A 25,467-nucleotide genomic window follows, 5' to 3' on the forward strand; every position below is an offset into this window, starting at 1 on the left:
GAGAAGTGGAGGCTAAACAGATGAGCAATAATGGCATACATAGCGGCGAACGCCCTTTTTATCTGTTTCTCTTTTCAGCCAAGACCCGGGAGGGCCTGATTCGGAGACTTGCGGATCTAAAAGAGTGGATCAAGGAAGAGGCGGACGCCAGTACGGATGTCGGAAATATCGCCTACACGTTATCCGTCGGCAGAAGCCACTTTCCCGAGCGGGCGGCCGTGATTGCCGGCGATCTGCAGGAGCTGGAAACGGAGCTGCTGCGCACCCTGGAGGCGCTTGCTGCGGATACGGGCAGTGCCTCCCGCGTGCTGCGGCGAAACCAGAACGGGCGTGAGGATCAGCGCAGGCTGGACGGGATTATGGTGAAAAAAACAAGCGGGGCTTCAGTCTCCCGGCAAGCGCTGGATGAGGCCGCAGGACTGTATATGGAAGGCTGCATTTGCAGCTGGAACGTCTTGTACAGCGACCGCCAATATAACAAAATACCGCTGCCTACCTATCCGTTTCAGAAACACAAGTATTGGCTGGAGCTGAACACGGCAGCGCCTTTAGCCGTAACAGGAGGCGCTGCGGTACAAGCGATAGGACCGGTACTGGATAACAACCAGTCTACGGTGCATGAGCAGTGTTTTGCGAAAAAGCTGACCGGCGCAGAGTTCTACCTGAACGATCATATCGTATCCGGCCATAAGCTGCTTCCGGGTGTGGTCCAGCTGGAGATGGCCTTGTCCGCTGCGGCCGCTTCACTGCCGGGTACAACGGTCCGCAGGATAACCGGTGTTGTCTGGGCTTACCCGATCCAACTGGAAGACGGCGAAGCCGCTAAGACTGTGCAGGTGCGCCTATATCCGGGGGAAGCGGAAGCTGAACTAGATTATGAGATTACAAGCCTGTCCGAAGGAAATACGGTCGTTCATAGCCAGGGCAGTATCAGTTACACAGCGGAAGAACCGTCTGGTAATCTGCTGGACACCTTGGATATTACCGCGCTAAGCCAAGGGAAGACGCGCGTCAGCGGAACCCAAATCTATGACAAGTTCAGACAACATCAGTTGCTGCTCGGCCCGTCCTTTCAGTCGATAACCGAAATGTTTGCCGGGGAGACAGAAGCGTTAGCTTTCATCGAACTGCCTGCACATTTGCGCGAAGGCTTCAAGGAATATACGCTGCATCCCACCGTGGTTGACGGAGTACTGGAAGCGGTCATCGGGCTGGTCAGCTCTCAGGAAGAACTGGAGGATGCGGTGGCACTGCCGTATTCTTTTGACAAGCTGGAAATCTTCGGGAGCCTGCCGGCGAGCTGTGTATCCTATGTGAAAAAGCTGGAGTCCGCCAATACCGGCGGTGACCAGGAGTTCGACGTCGTGCTGGCCGACGGGCAGGGCCGGGTCCTGCTGAAGTTCACCCGCTTTGTACTGAAGGTCTTCCATCAGGGAAGACAGCAGAGCACGGAGGAGATGAGCTTTGCCTACGAGTGGAAGGAGAGCGGTACGTCCCTTCCGCAGCAGGATACTATTCAAGGTGATGTGCTCTTATTTACCGGGCACTCTGAGCTATATAAGGAATTTGCCAAGGCCAATAATCATGCTGATTCAGGGCTGTTAACTATTGTAGAAGCCGGTGCCGAGTATCATCAGGACGGAGAAGCGCATTACCGGATTAACCCGGAGCAGCCGGCCGATTATACCCGTTTGATTCGTGAATTGAAGAACAGAGGCTGTACGCTGGAGACCATCGTGTATGAACAGCCGGAGGTCGCTGCTGCTTCTGCCGGGGCAGCTGCCGCCGGAGCTTATCTGCACCAGCTGTATCTGGCCCAGTCGCTGATGGCTGGCCAGGAAAACCGGCATACCCGGGTGATCCAGTTATGCCGGGGCGGGGAGAAAGAGGCTGTACCACCGGAGCTTGGAGCACTGAGAGGATTCAACAAAACACTCAGGCTGGAGCATTCCAAACTGCATTTCAGCACGCTGTTCACCGGACAGGCCAGCACGGAGGAGATATACCGGATGGTTGCCGCCGAGGTCCATTCAGCTGACGATGAAGTGCTGTACCAGCAGGGCAGAAGGTATGTTCATGCACTGAAGGAGATTGCACTGCCGGAGAAGGAAGCCACGCGGGATATCATCCGGCCGCAGGGCGTGTACCTCATTACTGGCGGACTTGGCAAGCTGGGGCTGATTGTGGCGGAGCATCTTGCCGGGCAGGTTCAGGCCAAGCTTGTGCTGATTGGCAGATCCGCACTTCAGCCGGGGCAGGAACAGCAAATCGCCCGTTTGCAGAAGCTCGGGGCAGAAGTGCTGTACGTGCAGGCGGATATTTCGCAGGAACAGGCAGCAGCAGCGGCTGTTGCCGAAGCAAGGAGCCGGTTCGGCAGCCTGCATGGCATCATTCATGCGGCGGGAGTCACCCGCGATGCACTTATCCAGGTGAAGGACGCGGAGCAGGCCGGCGAAGTGCTGGGGTCAAAGGTTCAGGGGCTGATCTATCTCGACCAGGCAACGCAGGAGGATAAGCTGGATTTCATAGCGGCATTCTCCTCAATAGCTGCGGTCACGGGAAATACCGGGCAGAGCGATTACGCGTATGCCAATGCTTTTATGGACGAATATATGCTGTCCCGACATGCCTTGGTGCAGTCGGGTCACAGATACGGAAAGTCCATCTCCATCAACTGGCCGCTCTGGAAAGAAGGGGGGATGCAGGTAGAGGAACAGACTCTCTTGTTCTTCCGGAATACCGTGGGTCTGAAACCGCTGGAGACTGCGGCGGGACTGGGCTATTTCGAGGCAATCCTGAACGGAAATGTACCACAAATATTACCGCTTCAGGCAAACCGCAAGAAAATCAGCGGCATTCTGGGCCTTGAATCAGCGGCTTCCGGTGCAGCTATAACCGGAGAAGGAGCCGGTCTCCGGGCGAATCTGGCGGCCGACTTACTGGAGCAGACTCAGCAAGCCATCACCAGAGTCATCAGCCGCTTGATGAAGCTGGATGAAGCTGTGATCCATCCCGATCAGGATTTGGGCGAATACGGAATGAGTTCCATTACGTTCACGGATGCGGCGGGTGCGGTCAATGATACGTTCCAGGTGCGGATGACACCGGCGGTCTTTTTTGAATATCCGACGGTCCGTGCATTATCTGCCCATCTGGCGGAGAGCTATCCGGACGAATTGGTTGAATATTTCAGTCACGGAGCCATTCAGGCAGCTGTAGCCTCTGTTGATTATGGGCCGGTTAAGGCGGGGACCTCCGGCACGAAGGCCAGACAAGGGTGGAAGGTGATTCAGCCGGAGTCAGCCGGAGCCGTCAAACGCGAACCTGTTGCCATTATCGGGATCAGTGGAGCCATGCCTGAGTCGAGGGATCTGGAGACATTCTGGGAGCAGCTGCGGCAGCAGAAGGATATGATCTCGGAGATTCCCGGCGACCGCTGGGATACTCAGGAACTGAACCGGCTGAAGGGCCGCGGCCCGGACAAGCCGATCTCCGGCTGGGGCGGCTTCATGAAGGACATCGACAAGTTTGACCCGGGCTTCTTCGGCATTAACCCGCGTGAAGCCGATCTGATGGACCCGCAGCAGCGGATATTCCTGGAAACCGTGTGGTCTACCCTTGAGGATGCCGGATATAAAGCTTCGGCATTGTCAGGCAAGAAGGTGGGGCTGTTCGTCGGGGTCTCTACGAATGATTACAGCACTCTACTGCAGGACAACGATATCGAGATAGAGGCTTATTCTTCCACAGGCAGCTCTCACTGCGTACTCGCCAACCGGATTTCTTACCTGCTCAATTTCCGCGGCCCAAGCGAGCCGATTGATACGGCCTGCTCCAGTTCCCTGGTGGCCGTGCACCGGGCGGTGGAGAGTATTCAGAACGGCGACTGCGAACAGGCGATTGCCGGCGGTGTGAACGTGATTGCCGCCCCAACCCTGCACATATCCTTCAGCCGGGCAGGCATGCTGTCACCGGACGGACGCTGCAAAACCTTCGATCAAAGCGCAAACGGCTATGTGCGCGGAGAAGGTACAGGAGCTGTTCTTCTCAAGCCGTTAAGCCAGGCCGAAGCGGACGGGGATTATATTTACGCGGTTATCAAAGGAACGGCGGTCAACCATGGCGGCAAGGTCAGCTCGCTGACGGTGCCGAATCCGAAGGCGCAGGCTGAGGTGCTGGTGGAAGCCTACGATAAAGCCGGAATTTCCCCGGATACCATCGGTTATATCGAAGCGCATGGCACCGGCACCAGCCTGGGTGATCCGGTGGAGATTAATGCACTGAAAAGTGCTTTTAAAGAGCTGTATCACAGACGCGGAATCCAGGCGACCCGGGAGCGGTATTGCGGACTGGGCGCGGTCAAGACCAATATCGGCCACCTGGAGGCCGCCGCAGGCATTGCCGGAATCCTGAAGGTTGTGCTGGCGATGAAGCATAAGACTTTACCGGGCAACGTTCACTTTAACCAGCTGAATCCGTATATCGAGCTTGAGCATTCGCCTTTTTATATCGTGGAGAAGACGCAGGAATGGACAACGCTTGAAGATGCGCCAAGACGGGCAGGGGTCAGCTCCTTCGGCTTCGGCGGAGTGAACGCCCATGTGGTATTGGAGGATTATACGCCTGCAGCCGCCATGGATTCTTCCGGTTCTGGTTCCGGTTCCGGGCAATCCGGGGAGTCGGGGCAGGGTAACGTGATCATTCTATCCGCAAAGACCAAGCCCCAGCTTCAGCAAAAGGTGCAGCAGCTTCTAAGTTACCTGACGCTTCATGGTGATAAGGAAGAGCTTACGCTGCATAACATCGCCTTCACGCTGCAGACAGGAAGAGAGGAAATGGCGGAGCGTATGGCTTTTGCCGCCGCCGGCAAGGAGGAGCTGGTGAACATTCTGCACAGCTGCCTCTCCGGGCCGGAACAAGCCTATGCAGTGTGCTACGGTCAGGTATCCGCACAGCCTGCGGCTGCACCATCGCTGTCCGCCAAAGCCGGAGACCGGTTATCGGCGCAGCCGGTTACAGCCTTGGAGCTTTCGGAGTTACCGGAACACTGGACCTCCGGAGAGGCGGTTGACTGGAGCCGCCTGTATGTGAACCGGAAGGGCAGACGCATTCCGCTGCCGGTGTATCCTTTTGCCAGAGAAATCTGCTGGGTCCGTAAAAATACACGCCGTATCGCTCCCAAGCTGTCTTCCGCAGAAACGGCTGCCGCCGTACTCCATCCGATGGTTGACAGCAATGTCTCCACTATGGAAGAGGAGAAATTCCGAACGGTACTTCGGCTGGATCAGTTTTTTGTGAAGGATCACGTGGTCGGCGGCAAGGTTCTGATGCCTGGGGTAGCCTATCTGGAGATGGTAAGAGCTGCTGCCGATTTGGCGGGAATCACCCCGGTAACGGGGCTGAAGGATGTCAGATGGATTAAGGCTGTGGAGCTGGAGGAAGACCGGAAGGAAATTTACACCTCTTTCCGGCTTGTTGAATCAGGAGAGCTGGAATACCGGGTGTTCAGTGAAGCCGGGGATCAGCGCGTTCTGCACTCCTCGGGGATAATTTTGCAGGAGACAACGCCTTCCGCCCAAACGCTGGAGATTGCAAAGATCAAGGAGAGAAGTACATCCACCTTCGATCATGCACAGTGTTATGACCATATCTTCAAGGGCGTCGGCTTCGATTATGGCCCTGCTTTCCGGGTGACGAAGACTGCTTACAGCTCTGTACAGGAAGGCTTGTCCGAAATTTCTCTGCCACAGCATCTTGAGGCGGATTACGCCGACTATGTGCTGCATCCGTCGATCATCGACGGTGCGGTGCGGTCGCTCTCATGGGCAGGAAGACGCAGCGATGAGGACTTGACGCTCCGGGTGCCGTTCGCCCTGGACCGTATGGAGCTGGTCGGTGAGGTTCCCCGGCAGTGCTACGCCTATGCGAAGCCTGCAGAGGGGGCAACCGGTACGGATGATGAGGGAACGCGGAAGTATGATATCCGGATTACCGACATGGAAGGCCAAGAGGTTGTGCGGCTGTTCGGATTCTCAATTAAGCATTACGCATCAGCCAAAGGAGTTGCACCCGTGCAAGCTGCCGGTTTATCGCTGTATGCGCCGGAATGGATAGAGGCTGGTCTGCCGCAGGAATCCGCTGCGCTGTCCTCTATTATAGTGTTCGGCTCAGCGGCTTTGGCCGTTTCTATCCGTGAGCAGGCTACGCAGCAAGGCTTGGCGCCAGACCGCTGTATTCAGGTTCAGGCAGGGGCCGAATATGCCCGGCTGAGCAGCACAGAGTATGTGATCAACCCGGGACAGGCAGCGGATTACCTCCGGTTACTGGAAGCTTTGAACACTCAGGGCGTGGAGCTACAGCATATTGTGCATGGCTGGAATGTGAATGCCGTTGCCGGGGCTGGGGATGCGCTGGAAGATACGGGAAGTCTGCAAGTTGGGCTGGCGGAATTTCTGGAGGCGCAAATGGATCAAGGGCTGTATTCACTGCTGCATCTCTTGCAGGCGGCGGCAGCATCGAAGCCGATGTCCAGAATCAGATGCTTATATGCCTATGACAGTGCGGAACATGTGCTGACGCCGCTGAATGAAATGGCTGCCGGATTGGCCCATTCAATCTCTGCCGATCATCCGTTGTTCCAATTGAGTCTTGTTCAGCTAAATACAGAGGCCCCGGCAGAAGCCGCAGAGCGGTTGGTCCAAGAATTACTGCCGCCGCAGCTTGCCGGCGGGACAGAAATCAGATACGACGGCGGTGCACGGTATCTGCGGAAGCTCCTTCCGCAGCCTATGCTTCACCAGGCCGGAGAATCCAGGTTCATCAGAGGCGGTGTCTATATTATTACCGGCGGCACCGGAGCACTCGGCATGCTGGTGGCGGCTGAACTGGCCGCTACGGTTCAAGCCAGGCTGGTGCTGGCCGGAAGGCAGCCGGTGGATGCGGCCATTCAGGCGAAGCTGGAGCATTTGGCGGGACTTGGCGCAGAAGCGGTCTACCTTCAGGCCGATGTTGCCGACATGGGTGGTGCAGTCCGGTTAATCGGACAAGCCAAAGCTCGCTTCGGCGGGATTAACGGCATCCTTCATTGTGCCGGAATCGGTGAGACGGTGAAGGCAGCGGAGAGCAGCAAAGCAGGCTTTGCCCGCATTCTCGGCCCCAAAGTCAGCGGGACCCTGAATCTGGATCTGGCCAGCAAGGTTGAAGCGCTGGATTTGTTCATCCTGTTCTCGTCCACCTCTGCACAGATCGGGGATATGGGAGCAGGCAGCTATGCGGCTGCCAATAGCTTCATGGACCGCTTTGCCGTCTATCGTGACCGTCTTGCCGCACAGCATCAGCGGCAGGGCAAGACCGTATCCATCAACTGGCCGCTCTGGCAGGATGGAAGATATCAGGTTGCCGCAGCCCAGCAGCAGGTGCTGGCCGATTATTATGGCATGCACCTGCTGGACAGCAGAACAGGCCTGGATATTCTGGAGGCTGTGCTAAAAGAGGATGTCGTGCAGGCCTTCGTCGGCTACGGCGATCCGCACAAAATCGCCCGGGCGCTCGGTATAAGCGGAGCAGGTCAAACTGGTCAAACTGGTCAAGCTGGTCAGGCGGCCACAGCGGCGCAGTCAGCAAGCAGCAGCGTTGACAGCGGGGAACTGCTGGTACGGACGCAGGCTTATCTTGTCAGCCTGCTTGCCAAGACTCTGGGCATCTCGAAGGAACGGATCGGCCAGACTTCGCCGCTGGATGCCTTTGGTCTGGATTCGATCATGATTCTGGAGCTGAATGAGTCGCTGCAGCGCGATTTCAGCGGACTGCCGACCACATTATTTTACGAATATAACACGGTAGAATCGCTTGCCGGTTACTTCACCGGGCATTACGGAGCACAGCTTGCTTCCCTATTGAAGCTTGAGCAGCCGCAGAACCCGGAGGCGGTGAAGACGCCGGCAAAATTGCCGGTAAATCCGCAGGGCGGACGCTTCCTGCCGAAGGCAGGGGAAGCTGCACCGCCGGTAAGAAACGCGGTGAACAACGGCGGTATGGATATTGCGGTCATCGGCATGGATGGCAGATTCCCGATGGCGGGCAATATCTCCGAGCTGTGGGACAACCTGAGGGAAGGCCGGGACTGCATTACTGAAATTCCCGCTGACCGCTGGGACTACACGCGGGACTACGATGCGGAGAAGGGCAAGAAGGGCAAAATTTACACCAAATACGGCGGTTTTATAGATGATGTGGACAAATTCGATCCGTTATTCTTCCAGATGACACCGCGGGATGCCCAGTTGACGGACCCGCAGGAACGGTTGTTTCTGGAATGCGCCTACCACACCGTCGAGGATGCCGGATACACCCGTGAGAAGCTCGCCCGCTCCAAGGTCGGTGTTTTTGTCGGCGTCATGTATGGACATTATCAGCTAATCGGCACAGAAGGCTACGCCTCAGGCAATCTGGTAGCGCCTAACTCGTCCTTCGCGTCCATCGCCAACAGGGTGTCGTACTTGTTCAACTTCCAGGGGCCGAGCATGGCGGTTGATACCATGTGCTCCTCGTCGCTGACCGCGATTCATCTGGCCTGCGAGAGTATCCGCAGCGGTGAGAGCGAGGCTGCGCTTGCCGGAGGCGTCAATGTGACGATCCACCGCAACAAATACGTGTTCCTGTGCAGCCAGCGCTTCGCCTCCAGTGAAGGCAAATGCCGGGCCTTCGGCGAAGGCGGAGACGGTTATGTAGCCAGTGAAGGCGTGGGGGCAGTTCTGCTCAAGCCGCTCAGCAAAGCCATAGAAGACGGAGACCATATCTACGGAGTCATCAAGGGAACGGCAGTGAATTCCGGCGGCAAAACCAGCGGCTACACTGTGCCGAATCCGGGTGCCCAGGCTGCGGCTATTGCCGAGGCCCTCCGCAAGTCGGGCGTACATCCCAGAACAATCACCAGTCTCGAAGCGCATGGCACCGGGACCTCCCTGGGCGACCCGATTGAAATTGCCGGGCTGTCCAAGGCGTTCGGCCAGTACACGGACGAGAAGCAGTTCTGCTCGATCAGCTCGGTCAAATCGAATATCGGACACCTGGAATCTGCCGCCGGGATTGCCTCAGTAGCCAAGGTCATGCTGCAGATGAAGCACCGGATGCTCGCACCGTCGATTCATACGGAGGAACTGAACAGCGGCATCCATTTCGAGGATACGCCGTTCTATGTGCAGCGAAGCCTGGACCGCTGGGAGCAAGCTCCGGGCAGCGGAGAGATGCGCAGAGCCGGCATCAGCTCCTTCGGGGCAGGCGGAGCGAACGTGCACTTGATTGCCGAAGAATACGTACCGGCACAGGCTGCTGCAGAAATCGCCGGAAGCAAGCTGATCGTATTGTCCGCCAAGAACCGGGAACGTCTCATGGAGAAGATTCATGAGCTGCACCGCTTCCTGGAGGCACCGCTTCCTGGAGAATACACACTGGCAAATATCGCATACACGCTGAGCACAGGCCGGGAGGAAATGGAGGAACGGCTGGCTTTTGCCGCCTCCACACTGGACGAACTGAAGTCAGCCCTGCAAGCTATTGCGGCAGGTGTTGTCCACGAAGGTGTACACCAAGGAAATTCGGCGGCAGCGCTAACGAACGGAGCCGCCATTCTCGGGAATGACCCCGAGGATATCGCTTATATCGCCGCGCTGGCCCGCAAGAATCAGCTGGAACGGATTGCGAAGCTATGGGTCCTCGGCACGCCGATTGACTGGAGTCTGCTCTTTGCAGGCTATAAGCCGCAGAAGGTTTCCCTGCCGCTGTATCCTTTTGCCAGAGAACGATATTGGCTGGAGAACACGGGCAGCGGCAGCACGGGAACAGCTGTAACAGCAGCGAACGGACAAGCGGGGAACGGGCTAATGCCTGAAGGGCTGCTCTCCCTGCACCCGCTGCATCCGCTGGTGGATGTCAATATCTCCACACTGCGCGAGCAGCGGTTCCGCAAGCGGCTCTCTGTCGAGCAGTTCTACCTGCGGGATCATATCGTTGCGGAGCAGATGCTGCTGCCCGGGGTCGCTTACATTGAGATGGCCAGAGCTGCAGGTGAAATTGCTGCCGAAGCCACGGTCAGCGCGGTCCGGGACATTGTCTGGCTGAAGCCGGTGGTGATGACAGAGGATTCCATGGACCTGGATATCGTTCTGGAGCCTGAAGGGGAGGCTGTGCATTATGAAATCTTCAGCAATGCCTGGAGCGGCAAGGTTGTTCATTCCAGAGGCGTTCTGGAATTCGCTGAGATGCCTGCATCCCGGAGAAGGCGGAGCCTGGACCTGGATGGAATCAAGGGCCGCTGCCCGGGCCGCAAGGATAAATACGAATGCTACCAGCATGTATTCAAAGGAATTGGCTTCGATTACGGTCCTTCCTTCCAGGTGACGGAAGAGGTGCTGAGCGGGAAGGAAGAGACGCTGGCCCGCTTGTCCCTGAACGAGGCCTACAGAGCCACATTGCCTGAATTTGTACTTCACCCGGCGTTATTCGACGGGGCGGTACGCTCGGTGGCCGCAGGCAGGGATGAAGCAGGCAGAGCCACGCACATTCCGTTCTCGATGGGGAACATCGGGATATTCGCACCGATTCCTGCCGACTGCTATGTGTACACCCGGGTGAAGGAGCAGCCGGGAGAGAACAATCAGGGATTGAACATTTTTGATATTGCCATTCTCGACCTGGACGGCCATGAAGTGGTCAGAATCGAGGATTTCATCGTCCGGCCGTTTGCCGGGAAGCCGGAAGGCCGTCGCCCGGAGGAGGAGATATTCTACTATACTCCGGTCTATGAGAATGAAGCGCTTGTCCCGGTAATGGGCGCAGAGCGGCGGAATGTTCTGATCTTTGGCGAACCGGCAGGCGGCGGGGGCAACGGTGATAAGGATGCCACTCATCCTCCGCTCCATATGTTGCCAAGCGGAGCAGACGGCTGCGTCTGGATTACACCGCATACGGAATACCGGGCACGTCAGGGAAATCATATGGCGATTAACCCGCAGAGGGAAGCGGATTATGTGAGACTGCTGCAGGAGCTGCGGGAGAGCGGCTTTGACGCCACCCATGTCCTGCATCAGTGGGCAGGAACGGCAGCGCCGCTGCCGCTGACTGCGCTAAGTGATGACATGATCCAGCCTGTGCTGACACAGATGCTGGAGAACGGCGTATTTTCCGTTGTCTCACTGTTCAAAGCCTTCGTCCAGGTGTACGGACAGCAGCCGCTGAAGCTGCTGTTCATCTACCGGACAGACCAGGGAGCTTTCTCGGCTCCTCATGAACTGCTTGCCAGCTTCGCGAAGTCGATTGTAACGCTGCACCATAAGTTTCAGATTGCCAGCGTATCGGCGGATGACCATACAATCAACGGTGCGGGCTTCCAGGAAAGACTTTATCAGGAGCTGTTCTCTTCAGAGAACACAGGTCATGCGGATATCCGTTATACCGGAGGACAGCGGCAGGTGCGGAAGATCAGACCGCTGGAGCATGGCGGCAGGAAGACGGCTGCTGCATCCCCCGTGACTTTTAAAGAGAACGGTGTGTATCTGATTCCAGGCGGTACAGGCGCGCTGGGCATGATTTTTGCCAGATATCTTGCCCGCACTTACCGGGCCGCCGTTATTTGCACCGGCAGACAGCCGGCAAGTGAACGGACGGATGTCTTCATGGCGGAGCTGGAGCGGATTGGAGGAGAGGGCCGTTATCTTCAGGGCGATATCGCAAGCGCCGGGGATGTGAAGAAGATCATGGGCAGCATCAAGAACGAGTTCGGCGTGCTTGACGGTATCATCCACTGTGCAGGCCAGGGCGGATCAGTACCAGTAACGGAAGCGGACCGCGCGGCAGGCCGGGAGATCATGAATTCCAAGGTACAAGGCTTGATCCACCTGGACCTGTTCAGTACGGATTTTGATCTCGGTTTTCTGATCCTCTTTTCCTCCATTTCGGTGGAGCTGGGTGATCTGGGCGTTGGTTATTATGCCATGGCCAACAGCTTCATGGACCGTTATGCACAGCTTAGAAATGAATCAGTGTCACAAGGGAAGCGCAAGGGCCAGACGATTTCGGTCAATTGGCCGCTGTGGAAGGACGGGGGATTTGAAATTCCCGAGAGTGAGTCGGCGTTCTATTCCAGCTACCTGGGCATGAGCATGATGGATGAGGATACGGGCATCCGGGCTTTTGAAGCCATCTGCCAGGCGGGCAGCGGTAATATCATAGTTGCTGCAGGGAACAAGCCCAAGATTGATCATGCGTTCAAGCTGGAAAAAAACACACCGGTGCAAGAAGTTCCGCTAGAGGATAAGGGGGCCATTGTTGACCTGCTGACCCGGCTGCAGGCCGGAGAGATGAGCGAAGCGGAAGTGGAACAGTGGATGGGGGGCCTACGATGAGTGACGCAAACCTGGAAATGGGCAGAATTCTGGAGCAGATCAAGCGGGGAGAGATAGACCCCGAGCAGGGCTATACGCTGATCCGGCAGCTGAAAAGCCAGCCCGCAGTGCCAGCAGACACCAAGCGGACAACCGGATCAAATGCAGATGCACAGGGAGGCCAGGGGCTGCATGACTATGCTGTCCAGTATTTGAAGGGGCTGCTCTCGCAGGTCATCGGTCTGGACACAGACCGGATCAATGCGGGGCAGAGCCTGGAGGAGTATGGGGTGGATTCGGTGGCGATTATGGAGATCAACTCGCTGCTGGACAAGGATTTTCCGAATCTTCCGAAGACGCTGATGTTCGAATACGGTAACTTGGCTGAGCTTGCCGGGTATTTTGTACAGAATCAGCGGGAGCTGCTGGAAGGGCAGGCCGGGTACCGGCAGACCCGCGAGAATCACCAGGCGGCCAAGCCCGCCGTACCGGCGGCAGACCTTGCACCGGTTCAGAAGAAGAGTGAAGAACCTTCGAAGAAATACAGAACCTTCGTAACGCCCGGCAAGAGCCGGGACCAGGAAGTGGAGCAGGCTCATCCGGCAAAGGACGAGGGGATTGCGATCATTGGCATCAGCGGCGCTTTTCCGGGTGCCCGTAATCTGGATGAATTCTGGAATAATCTGAAGAACGGTGTGGACTGCATTTCCGAGATTCCGCCGCAGCGGTGGGATCACAGCCGATTCTACGATCCGGAAAAAGGCAAGAAAGGCAAAGTTTACAGCAAGTGGGGCGGTTTTATCGACGAATATAACTGCTTTGATCCGCTGTTTTTTCAGCTGACGCCAAGGGATGCAGAGCAGCTAGACCCGCAGGAACGCCTTTTCCTGGAGAGTGCACACAGCGCCATTGAGGATGGCGGATATACCCGGCAATCCCTGTGGAGCAGTAAGACAGGTGTGTTCGTCGGTGTCATGTACGGCCACTATCAATTGTACGGAGCGGAGGAGACCGCCAAAGGAAATACCCTGACACTCAGCTCGTCGTATGCTTCCATCGCCAACCGGGTTTCCTATTTCTTTAATTGGAGCGGGCCCAGCATTGCGCTGGATACGATGTGTTCCTCGTCGCTTACCGCGCTGCATCTCGCCTGCGAGAGCATTTACCGGGGAGACAGCGAGATTGCGATCGCGGGGGGAGTGAATGTCACCATTCACCCGGATAAGTATCTGTTCCTCTGCAATCAGCGGTTCGCCTCGAGTGAAGGCAAATGCCGCGCCTTCGGCAGCGGCGGAGACGGGTATGTACCCGGCGAAGGGGTGGGTGCACTGCTGCTGAAGCCGCTCGCCAAAGCAATGGAGGACGGAGACAACATCTATGGGGTGATCCGGGGAACCTCGATTAACCATGGCGGCAAGACGAACGGCTACACCGTTCCCAATCCGAATGCGCAGTCGAATATTATCGCGGAGGCGCTGCGCAAATCGGGCGTCCATCCACGGCATATCAGCTATATGGAGGCACATGGAACGGGAACCGCACTCGGTGATCCGATAGAGATCAGCGGCTTGACCAAAGCCTTCAGAACCCGGACGGCAGATAACCAGTACTGCGCGATCGGCTCGGTCAAAAGCAATGTCGGTCATCTGGAATCGGCGGCCGGGGTGGTCTCCATCATTAAGGTGCTGCTGCAAATGAAGCATAAGCAGCTTGTACCCTCGCTCCATTCCGAGGTGCTGAATCCGAATATTAACTTTGCGGAGACCCCTTTCTATGTTCAGCGACGCCTGGAAGAGTGGAAGCCTGCCATTATTGAAGAGGGGGGCGTGTCCAGGGAATGCCCGCGTTACGCGGCGGTAAGCTCATTCGGTGCAGGCGGCACGAACGTGCATGTCATCCTGGAGGAATACAAGGGGAAGCCGGAATGTGTCTTGTCCGCACCGCACATTGACCGCGGCTGCGGGCCGTACATCTTTATTTTATCCGCCAAAAACAAGGAACGGCTGAAAGCTTATGCCAAGCATGTCCTTGATTACATTGATCTGCACACGGTTTGGCAGGGAAATGCGCCGGAAGAGATCAGCAGCACTGCACTTAGAAAATATGTGATCGCCGACATCACCGCCTGCTTCCTGCAATCGGCCCTCCTGCCTGCATACATCAGCGCCCAGGAGGCCATTGAGGAATACGGCCTGTCCAAAGAAGAACTGATGGCTGCTGCGGACGCTCTTTATGAAGCTTATCCGGTCCGGCTGCCTATGGGCCTCCTGACGGGCAGCGCCACGATTGAAGGCATTGCCGGTCATCTGCTGGAGCAGCTGGGTTCTGCAGCCATTGCGGCCAGACATGGACTTGGAGCGGGAACGGCAGAATCAACGGAAGATGTGGAAAGCGCAATAGATGCGAACCGTACGGCCGCCTATGATTTCCGCCTGGAAGAGCTGATCTATACGCTTCAGGTTGGCCGGGAGCCCATGGAAGAAAGACTGGCGATCGTGGTATCCGGCACGCAGGAGCTGAGGGAGAAGCTGAGCCAGTTTCTGGCCGGCAGCCGCAAAGTCTCCGAGGTCTATGCGGGAAATATCAGCTCCGGCAGCGAGATCCGCGATGTTTTCACGGAAAGTGAGGAAGGGGAAGCCTTCCTGCTGTCCCTGGTGCAGTCCGGCAAGCTGAGCCAGCTCTGCAGACTGTGGGTTAGCGGGGTGAGCTTCAACTGGCAGCTGCTGTATGCGCAGAGCAAGCCGGGTAGAATCTCCTTACCGACTTATCCGTTCGACCGGACACGCTACTGGTATAACTCGACGGAAGCCGCTGCAGCAGTATTCAGCAGCAAACACGCAGCCCTGGCGGCGGTCATCGATTCCAATGAATCTGTATTTGAGGAGCAATGCTACAAAAAAAGCTTAAGTGCAGCCGATGCCTACCTGCGCGATCATGTGGTCCAAGGCCGGATGGTGCTGCCGGGAGTGGTCTATCTCGAAATGGCCTGGCGGGCAGGGGCGCTCTCCAGCCGGGAGTGGAAGGTGCAGTCGGTTACCGATGTGAAATGGCGCAGAACGCTGGAGCTGCCGGCAGACAAGGATGTCCAGGACATCTTTGTGGGGCTGGTTGCCCAGGAAGACGGGATCGGAGCCAGTATCTATTCCCTGAACGGGAACGGTCAAAGAGTACTGCACTGCACCTGTACGGTGAATTATACGGACGGTGAAACCGAAGCCGCAGATGCGGATGCTGTGGATATTCCGCATATCCTCCAAACAGCCAGCCGCACCATTTACCGCGAAGACTGTTATGAGCTGTTCTCGGCTCACGGAATGAAGTACGGCCCCAATCTGCGGACCATTGAAGCGGTATATACCGGAGATCACGGCACCTTGTCCAAGCTGACACTGCCGGTACACACGCAAATGCCGCTTCAGGAATATATCCTTCATCCCGGATTTGCTGACGGAGCGATGCAGACAGCATTGTATTCGGTGCTCAGCGGCCAGCGGCAGAATGGAACCTTTGTCCCGTTTGCCCTGCAGTCTGTAGAGGTCTACAGACCGTTGACACCTGTGAGCTATTGTCTGGTTGCGCCTGCCGCTTATGCGAAGGAGCAGGATATGCAGTTCGATTTGCTGCTGCTTGACAGCTCAGGCCTTCCGGCGGTGCGTTTCTCCTGTCTTTCAGGAAGAGATTTGACGTCTTCTGCGCAGAACACGAGGGCGGCGGAAGCAGAGTCGGCTGCTTTGGCGGGAACTGCGCTGCTGGATGAGATGCTGACCAAGCTACTGAACGGAGAAGCCGGGGTAGATGAAGTTGAGAGAATGCTGGGGGGAATCTAAGTGAGATCAATTATTGAAAGGATCGCCAGCGGAGCCATCTCCAAGGAGGAAGGCCTCCGGCAGATTGCGGCGCTTAAGCGCTCGGATAAGCAAGTGCGCCTAACCTTCACCAAGACTTTGGCGGAACAGCCGCTTACAGACCTTAAAGGGGATTCTCTCGGACATGTGCTCGTTCTGGCAGCCGATAGGGGGCTTGAGCCCAAGCTGCGCGGCCAGTTTGCCTCCTTGTTCCAGTCGCTTACGTTTGTGACGGCGGATGAAGCCGGCACCGGGGCGGAAACAGGGCAGGACAGGCTTCCTTTGCAGAGTCAGGAGGATTATACACGGCTGCTGTCCGGCCTGGAGCAGCAGGGACGTTTTCCCGGCAGCATTCTTCATCTCCTGTCCCAGGAGGAAGTGGCCGATGGAGAGGCGGATGCTGCCATGGAGAGCGGCGTATATTCAATGTTTGCGCTGACCAAAGCCCTTCTGTCCTTCAAAAAACGCACAAAGGTTAATATCCTGTTCCAATATAAACAAGCGGAGAATCACGCGGTGCATGCTGCACTGGACGGTTTTGTGAAAAGTGTCATGATCGAGAACCCCGGCCTGCTGTACAAGACGGTATCCACCGATCTGGGCCGCGAAGCTTTTGACCCGCAACTGCTGGAGCAGCTGCTGCTGGAGCTTGGCTCCATGCAGAACGGCCACCGGGAAATTCATTACCGGGGTTCCCGGCGGTATGTGCCGGTTTTTGAACGGTATACTGCTCCGGCAGATCACCTCCCTGTACAGCAGCAAAGTCCCGCAGCTCATCCGGTCTACCTCATCACAGGCGGTCTGGGTGCGCTCGGCTACACGTTGGCCCGCCATTTGGCGGATACCTGTTCAGCCAGCCTTATTCTAACCGGAAGAACGCCGCTGAACCGTGCGCTGGAAGAGAAGCTGCAGGCGCTGCACAGAAACGGTAATCAGGTGAGGTATGTCTGTGCTGACGTGGCAAGTCCAGCCGATACCCGGGCGCTGCTCTCCGAAGTCAAAGCCAGCTTCCCCCGGCTTCATGGCATCCTGCACTGTGCCGGAATGACCAGTGATTCCTTCATCCTGCATAAGGAGCGGGAAGAGCTTGAACGGGTGCTGGCCGCGAAAGTTGCCGGTACGCAGAACCTGTATAAGGCATTTGGGCAAGAGCCGCTGGAGTTCATGCTGCTGTTCTCCTCCATCTCCGCCGTGACCGGCAATGTGGGGCAATGCGATTATGCTTACGCCAACAGCTTCATGGACCATTTTGCCAATGAAAAAAGAGCCGCTGCCGGTGTAAAGATACTCTCGGTCAACTGGCCGCTGTGGCAGGAGGGCGGGATGATGACGACAGCGGACAGCCTGGACATTATGCGGAGGAACCTTGGGATATCGGTCCTGCCTACGGCCGAAGGACTGGATGCATTCGATAAGCTCAGCTGCCAAATGGCGGAGAATGCCTTAGTACTCTACGGCGATGCTGCACGGATAGAGCAAGCGGTAGAGGCAATCAATTATCCGCAGCAGGGGGACAAGCCAAGGGCTGACACGGCGGTTTCCGGTGGCGGAGCTGTATTATTGCCTGAAGCATCACCCGCTATATCTATAGATACGGAGGCGCTGAAGCAAGGCGCGGAGCAATATTTGAAAAATATTTTCATCAAAGTCACCAAAATCCCGCCGCATGCGCTGGGCCTGGATGATTCGTTCGAGAAGATCGGCTTTGATTCCATTATGGCGATGAGCATCAACGAGGAGCTGGAGGCCAGCTTCGGCGAGCTTTCCAAAACGCTGTTGTTCGAATACCAGACGCTGCGGGAATTGAGCGAATATTTCACTGAGCAGCACAGGGAGGCACTCGCCGGTCTGATTGAGCCTCCTGCCGCCAAGAAGGCTGCTGTGCCGCCGCAAGGACTTCGTTCAGATGTGCGTCCGCAGCTCCCAGGCAAAACGCCTATTCCGCCTAAGCGGATTCAGCCTTCCGCAAACGCCGGGCAAGCTGCCAGGCAGCGGGACCGCAGCCGGGTGAATGAGGATATTGCGATCGTCGGCGTCAGCGGGAAATTCCCGATGTCCCCGGATCTGCAGGTCTTCTGGAATAACCTGCTTCAGGCGCAGGACTGCATTACCGAGATTCCCGCAGACCGCTGGAGCATTGACGAATATTACACTACCGATAAGAATCAGCTCGGCAAAATGTACTGCAAATGGGGCGGATTCCTTGACGATGTGGACCGCTTTGACGCTTTGTTCTTCAATATATCGCCCCGGGAAGCGGAGATTATGGACCCGCAGGAGCGGCTGTTCCTGGAGTGCGCCTACAGTGCCATTGAGGATGCCGGATATACACGTGATACGCTGGGCAGCCGCAAGGTCGGTGTTTTTGCCGGTGTGATGTATGGCCAGTATCAGCTCCTGGATGCCGAGATTGACGGCAATAAAATCGCCTTATCCTCCGTCTATGCGTCGATTGCCAACCGGGTGTCCTATCATCTCAACCTGAATGGACCGAGTATCGCACTGGATACGATGTGTTCCTCGTCGCTCACTTCGATCCATCTTGCCTGTGACAGCATCCGCAGGGGCGAGAGCGATTTTGCCATCGCAGGGGGCGTGAATGTCTCCATTCATCCCGATAAATACATATTCCTAAGCCAGCAGAAGTTCGCGGCCAGTGATGGGCGGTGCAGAAGCTTCGGTGAAGGCGGAGACGGATATGTTCCCGGGGAAGGCGTTGGCGCTGTTCTACTGAAAACGGTGGACCGGGCAGTACAGGATGGCGATCATATCTACGCCGTAATCAAAGCCAGCTCCATCAACCATGGCGGCAAAACCACAGGCTATACCGTGCCGAATCCGACCATGCAGGGTGCGGTGATCCAGGAGACCTTGCAGGCTGCGGGAATTCATCCGCGTACGGTCAATTATATTGAAGCCCATGGCACAGGAACCTCGCTCGGTGATCCGATTGAAGTCAGCGGACTGGTCAAGGCCTTCAAGGAGGGGACAGGTGACAAGCAGTTTTGTGCCATCGGCTCAGTGAAGTCCAACATCGGACACTGCGAATCTGCAGCCGGGATCGCGGCCATCACCAAGGTGCTGCTGCAAATGAAGTACGGCGTGCTTGTTCCCTCGCTTCATTCCGAGGAGCTGAACGGCCACATTAACTTTGAGGAAACGCCTTTTTATGTGCAGCGGCAGACGGGTCCGTGGGATCGTGTGTCGCTGCCGGAAGGCGGAGGTCAGAAGGAATATCCGCGCCGGGCAGGGGTCAGCTCCTTTGGGGCAGGCGGAGCCAACGCGCATATTATTCTGGAGGAATATATCCCGGCCCCGCAGAGCAGCAGTCAAGACAGCAAAGGCAGCGGAGAGCCGCACATCATTGTCTTATCCGCCAGAGCGGAGGACCGGCTGAAGGCTTACGCGCTGAAGTTGGCACAGTATCTGGAGTTGCCAGAAGCGGAAGCGGCCAGTCTTAAGGACATTGCCTATACGCTGCAGGTGGGACGGGAGTCTTTTGCAGAGAGGCTGGCGATCATTGCCGGTTCGGTCTCCGAGCTCAAAGCGCTGCTGGATGAATTCAATCAGGGCCGATTACCGGGCGGCAAGGTATACCGTGGCAATGTCAAAGGCTTCAAGGATTATATCGAGCTGTTCAACGCGGGTCAGGCGGGAATCTCTTATGTAGACCTGCTGCTGGACGGCGGCAATACCGGTAAAATAGCCCAGCTCTGGTCCCTGGGACTGGATGTGGACTGGCGGAAGCTGTATGAAGCAGACAGCTGCACAAGAGTTCCGCTGCCGACCTACCCCTTTGCCCGGAACCGTTATTGGGTCAGCGAGGTGAAGCGGCGGGAAATCCGCGTCCCGGCTCTGGTCCCGGAGACTGCCGGTATGGGAGAGCTGGTCGAGCATAATCTGTCCACCATCGACGGCTACCGTTTCTCTTCCCGGTCTGCGGTGATTAGCAGCTTCTATGAGCCCTACACCTGGCAGGGACAAGAATACATGAACGGCTTCGGGCTGCTGGCGTTTGCGCGGGAAGCACTGGAGCTGGCCGGTTACAAGCAGGAAGGGCTGCTGCTGGAAAATATGGCATGGTCGGGTCTGATAGACCGGCAGCAGCTTCCGCCGGCACTGGACGTTCACATTTTCCCGGACAGGGGAACCGGAGCGGCCGAGATCCGGGTCGGTGAGCACGTTGTCTTTCAATGTGAGGCAGTTGAAGAGGCTAACCAGACCGTAGATCCAGTCTATGCAATGAAGGATATCCCGGAAGCAGGACAAGGGGAGCCGGTTCTGAAGCAGGCCCGGCAGGCACTACGCTTACTCTATGGCATGGAGTCCGGACTGAAGCATGTCACCGGCTTGCGGCAAGACAAGAACAGCTTGCTGGCCTTTGTTGATCTGGGGGAAGCTCCGGCAGCGGATTCCCTCTCCGCAGAGGCCGTGGATTCAGCCTGCCACACTCTGCTGGCCCTCGCTGCGCTGAAGCAGCCGCAGCATCCGGCGGTGCTGCATTCCATCCGCCAAATGTCATTCCGGCACAAGCCGTTGCAGCAATTCGTGATTCGTGCCGAGCACATTGCCGGGGATGAATACACACTGGCTGTATTAACCGGAGATGGGGCAGTGGTCTGGATAATGCAAGGTGTTCGTCTTGCCGCTCTTCAGGCACAGGAGGTACAGGAACGGGAAACCGTCCAGTATTACACCACCGCGTGGACCCCAAGTCCGCAGGAGACGGCCGGAAATCTGACCGGTGATGTGGTGCTGTTCCTGGATGATATACAGGAGCTGCCGCACTTCAAGCGCAGCTTCGCAGCGGGCGCAAGGCTGATCTTCGTCACCGCCGGGGAGCAATATGCCCAGCTTGGTGACAATCTCTACAGCTTGCGCTTTGACGACAAGCAGCATATTCATACGCTGCTGGAATCTCTGCAGGCGCGGCGTGTAAGCCTGACGCAGATTATATATTTGGCAGCTTCGGCTGCAATGAAGCCACAGGACAAGATGAATCACAGCGTATACCCGCTGCTGTTCCTGACCCAGGCGCTGATGGAGAGTAAGGCTGCGGCCGGCATCCGGCTGCTGTATGCCTTCAGGGAGACAGGGGATGCAGGCAGTCTGCTGAATGCCTCAATGGGCGGATTCATCAAGACGCTGCACCTGGAGAGCCCGAGTTACAACTTCAAGACCGTCTCCCTGGCAGCTTCGCTGCCGCAGGAGGAGCTTCATTCCATTCTGGAACAAGAGCTGCTGCTGGACCCTGGGGAGCAAGAGGTTCAATACAGCAGCGCGGGCCGGTTCGTCAAGCGGCTCGTTCAAGCCGGAAGTGAAGCAAAGCCCGGCACTCCGGTGACCGTCAGAGCAAACGGTGTGTACATCATTACAGGAGGGCTTGGCGGGCTGGGGCGCGTGTTCGCCGCTTATTTGGCCAAAACGGCGCAGGCGCAGCTTGTCCTGACCGGCCGTTCGCCGCTGGACCGGAAGAAGGAGGCGAAGCTCGCGGCGCTCCGGGCGCACGGGGGTTCTGCCGAATACCTCGTTTCGGACGCCGCAGACGGGCAGGAAGCACGGGAGCTTGTCGGCTATGTGAAGCAGAAATACGGCCGGATTGACGGCATTCTGCACTGTGCGGGGATTCACCGGGATGCTTTTATTCTGAACAAAGACCAGGCAGACTTTGACCAGGTCATCTCCTCCAAGATCCTCAGCACACTGAATCTGGATCATGCTGCACAGGAGGAGAAGCTGGATTTCATCCTGCTGTTCTCCTCCATTACCGGAGAGACAGGCAATCCCGGGCAGGCGGATTACGCCTATGCGAACAGCTTCATGAATGAATTCGCGGTCTACCGTGAACGGCTGGCTGAAGCAGGCGCCCGGTCCGGGCGCACCTTCTCCGTGGCCTGGCCGCTGTGGGAAGCGGACGGCATGCAGCTGACCACGGAACAGCGGAGGATGCTGGAGCTGCAGACCGGCCTGACGCCGCTCCCTGTGCAGCAGGGCATCGCAGCTTTTGAATACTTGCTCCAGCAGGGCAATATCAATCCGCTGATTGTCGGATACGGTCAGCCGGAGCGCGTAAGCAGGCTGCTGGAGCGGATTAACCGTGTTAATCCGGTGGAAGCGGAGATTCACCCGGAGGAGCTTGAAGATAGCAGCCTCTCTGGCACTGACTTGCTGGACCGGACGCTGCACTATCTGACGGAGCTGTTCAGCGGACTGCTTAAGCTTCAGCCGGAAGAGATTGATATTACCGCCGAATTTGAGGAATACGGCATTGAATCGGTGATGGTCGGCTATTTCAACGGCAAGCTGGAAGAGGATCTCGGCGAGATTTCCAAGACCCTGCTGTTTGAATACCAGACCCTTAAGAGCCTCGCTGCACATATGGTCAGCCGCTACACCGGTGCTTTGAATAAGCTGTTCCGCGCTCACGGGACAGGCCGGGAGCTCACGGAGCAGGCTGTTTCTTCTTCAACCGCTGATTTGGCAGGCCAGCCGGTAATCTCTGCCGCCCAGCCGCCGGTATGGAAAGAACTGACCTCCTTCGCGGGACAAGGCGGGCAAAGGGGTACGGCCCATGCGGCGTCCGGGAAGAGCGAGGAGATCGCAATTATCGGTCTAAGCGGGAAATATCCGCTGGCCGGAGATATTTACGAATTCTGGGATAATATCGCTGGCGGAAGAGACTGCATCCGCGAGATTCCCGCAGACCGCTGGGATTATAAGAAATATCTGGGCGGAAGCTTCGAGAAGGTGCAGGAAGGCAAAATGTACAGCAAGTGGGGCGGGTTCCTCGATGATGTGGACAAATTCGATCCGGCATTCTTTAATATTGCGCCGCGGGAAGCAGTGATCATGGACCCGCAGGAACGGATGTTTGCCGAGACGGTCTGGTCGGCTCTGGAGGATGCGGGCTACACCAAGAAGAAGCTGCAGCGGGACGGGGAGGAACACGGCGCGAATATCGGCGTTTTTGCCGGAGCGACCACCTATTCGTACCAGCTGTGGGGAGCGGAGGAATGGGAAAGGGGCAATCTTTCGGCCATGCCGAACGTGTCGCCCTGGTCCATCGCCAACCGGATTTCCTATATGTTCAACTTCAGCGGTCCCAGTCTGGCGATAGACACCGCCTGCTCGTCGTCACTTGCGGCCATTCATGCAGCGTGCGAGAGCCTGAAGAACAAAGAATGCCGCCTCGCGGTAGCGGGCGGAGTGAACTTATATCTGCATCCTTATAAATATGTGCTGATGTGCCAGACCAAGATGCTGTCTCCGACGGGGAAATGCCACAGCTTCGGCGATGCCGCTGACGGCTTTGTCCCCGGCGAAGGGGTGGGGGCCGTTCTCTTAAAGCCTCTGAGCGAAGCGATTAAGGATAAAGATCATATCTATGGCGTGATTAAGGCGACCGGAATCAACCATGGCGGCAAGGTCAGCGGTTATACCGTTCCGAATCCGAATGCCCAGGTCAGCCTGATCTCCAACGCGCTGAAGCAGGCGGGAGTGGATGCCGGCAGCCTCTCTTATGTCGAGGCGCACGGCACAGGGACCAAGCTGGGAGATCCCATCGAGATTAATGCGCTCAATCAGGTATTTGCTGAAGCGAATCCGCCCAAGCAGTCCTGCGCCATCGGTTCGGTCAAATCCAATATCGGCCACCTGGAAGCGGCAGCAGGCATTGCCTCCATTACGAAGGTGCTTCTGCAGATGAAACACCGGCAGCTTGCCCCTTCCATCCATGCGGAGCAGACCAATGCCAATATTGATTTTGCCAATTCTTATTTCCGAGTACAGCATGAGCAGGCACCTTGGACGGTTGCCGGACCGGACGGCTCTGCCGTAAGGCGGGCCGGTGTCAGTTCCTTCGGGGCCGGTGGAACCAATGCCTATGTGCTTATTGAGGAATACACCGCTGAAGTCCAGGCGGGTGTGCCTTCGGCACGGCCTGGTTCCGGCAATGGACACAGCAGCGATGCTCAGGTCATCGTGCTGTCAGCCAAGACACCATATTCCCTGAAGCAAATGGCTGTGAAGCTGCGCTCATTCCTGGAAGGCAATCCGGATACCGCGCTTGCGGATGCCGCATACACCTTACAGACCGGACGGGAAGAAATGACCTGCCGCCTGGCCTTTGCTTGTACCAGCATCACGGAATTACAGGCGAAGCTGGACAGCTATCTGGCCGGTGAGAACCTGGAAGACATCTATTCCGGCAAGGTATCCAAGCGGACGAAAGGGACAGTGCTCACAGCCGGAGATGCTGCAGAAGTGGCAGCTGAATGGGTGCAGGGGGCCGAGGTTGAGTGGCCGAAGCTGCATTCGGGCGAGGAAGTGCGGATTATACCGCTGCCGACCTATGCTTTTGAAAGAGAGCGTTACTGGATCACCCGGACCGAATCGCCGGCTTCCGCAAAGGGCGGGGAAGAACGCAAGCTCCATCCGCTGGTGGACCGCAACCTGTCCAGCTTCAGCAAGCAGCGGTACGAGACGGTCCTTCAGGCGTCTGATAGGAACAGCGGACTGGCGAATACTGCCTTTATCGAGCTGTTCCGCATCACCGCAGAGCTGTCACTGGAGTCGCCCTGCCATGTGATTGAGGATGTGATATGGGGAGTGCAGCCGCAGCCTGTGGAGGCGGACAGCCTTATGACTTCCCTGTATGAAGCTGGAGCGTACATTGAATGTGAGACAGGCTATGACAACGAGCAAGGCGACTATGTTATTTGTGCCCAGGGTAAAGTCACAGCAGCTCCTTACAGACCTGCAGCCGCAGTAAAGCCATTCCGTATGGCTGAACTAGGAGCGCCCGCTGCATGGCCTGAGCCTAATACCACCGTCTTTCAGCATATTGAGACTATTCATGAGCTGCGGACAGGGGCACATCTGGCGGCAATCAGCGTTCGCCTTAAGGAAACTCTGGGCTCCGCGCAGAACCGGGCGCTGCTTCACTATTCGGCTGTTGAAGAACTGCTGGGTTGCCTGGTGCGGCTGGCTGCACAGGCTGACCGGGTGGAATACCGCAAGCTGCTGAGATGTACGGTGCTCGGTCCGCTGACCCGGGATGTTCAGGTACTCGCCCGGTGGCGGACGATGAGTGACGGGCTGACGGCAGTTGATATCTCGATCCTTGATCCGCAAGCGCGGGTTCTGATGACCATGGAAGAGCTGACCCTGAAGCTCACAGGAGCCCCAGTCTTAGACGCAGAACGGCCGGTAGTACCGGCAACTGTCTGAACAGGGCAAGCGCC

The 25,467-nt window shown here is 57.0% G+C and carries 3 protein-coding genes; all 3 read left to right on the forward strand.

Going from position 1 to position 25,467, the window contains the following annotated elements; genetic code table 11:
* Positions 1 to 20: 20 nt before the first annotated feature.
* From NYE33_RS22075 to NYE33_RS22085, 3 genes are read left to right on the forward strand one after another with little or no spacing between them, the layout of a single operon-like run.
* Positions 21 to 12,401, forward strand: coding sequence for an SDR family NAD(P)-dependent oxidoreductase (locus NYE33_RS22075; RefSeq protein ID WP_341067547.1), 12,381 nt, complete (start codon positions 21 to 23; stop codon positions 12,399 to 12,401).
* Positions 12,398 to 16,207, forward strand: a complete 3,810-nt coding sequence (locus NYE33_RS22080; RefSeq protein WP_341067548.1) for a beta-ketoacyl synthase N-terminal-like domain-containing protein — start codon at positions 12,398 to 12,400, stop codon at positions 16,205 to 16,207. The genes NYE33_RS22075 and NYE33_RS22080 overlap by 4 nt, the downstream gene beginning before the upstream one ends.
* Complete coding sequence (locus NYE33_RS22085; protein ID WP_341067550.1) at positions 16,208 to 25,453, forward strand: SDR family NAD(P)-dependent oxidoreductase; 9,246 nt, start codon at positions 16,208 to 16,210, stop codon at positions 25,451 to 25,453.
* Positions 25,454 to 25,467: the final 14 nt, after the last annotated feature.

This window comes from Paenibacillus sp. FSL R10-2199, from assembly GCF_038000235.1.
GTDB lineage: Bacteria > Bacillota > Bacilli > Paenibacillales > Paenibacillaceae > Paenibacillus_AQ > Paenibacillus_AQ phytohabitans.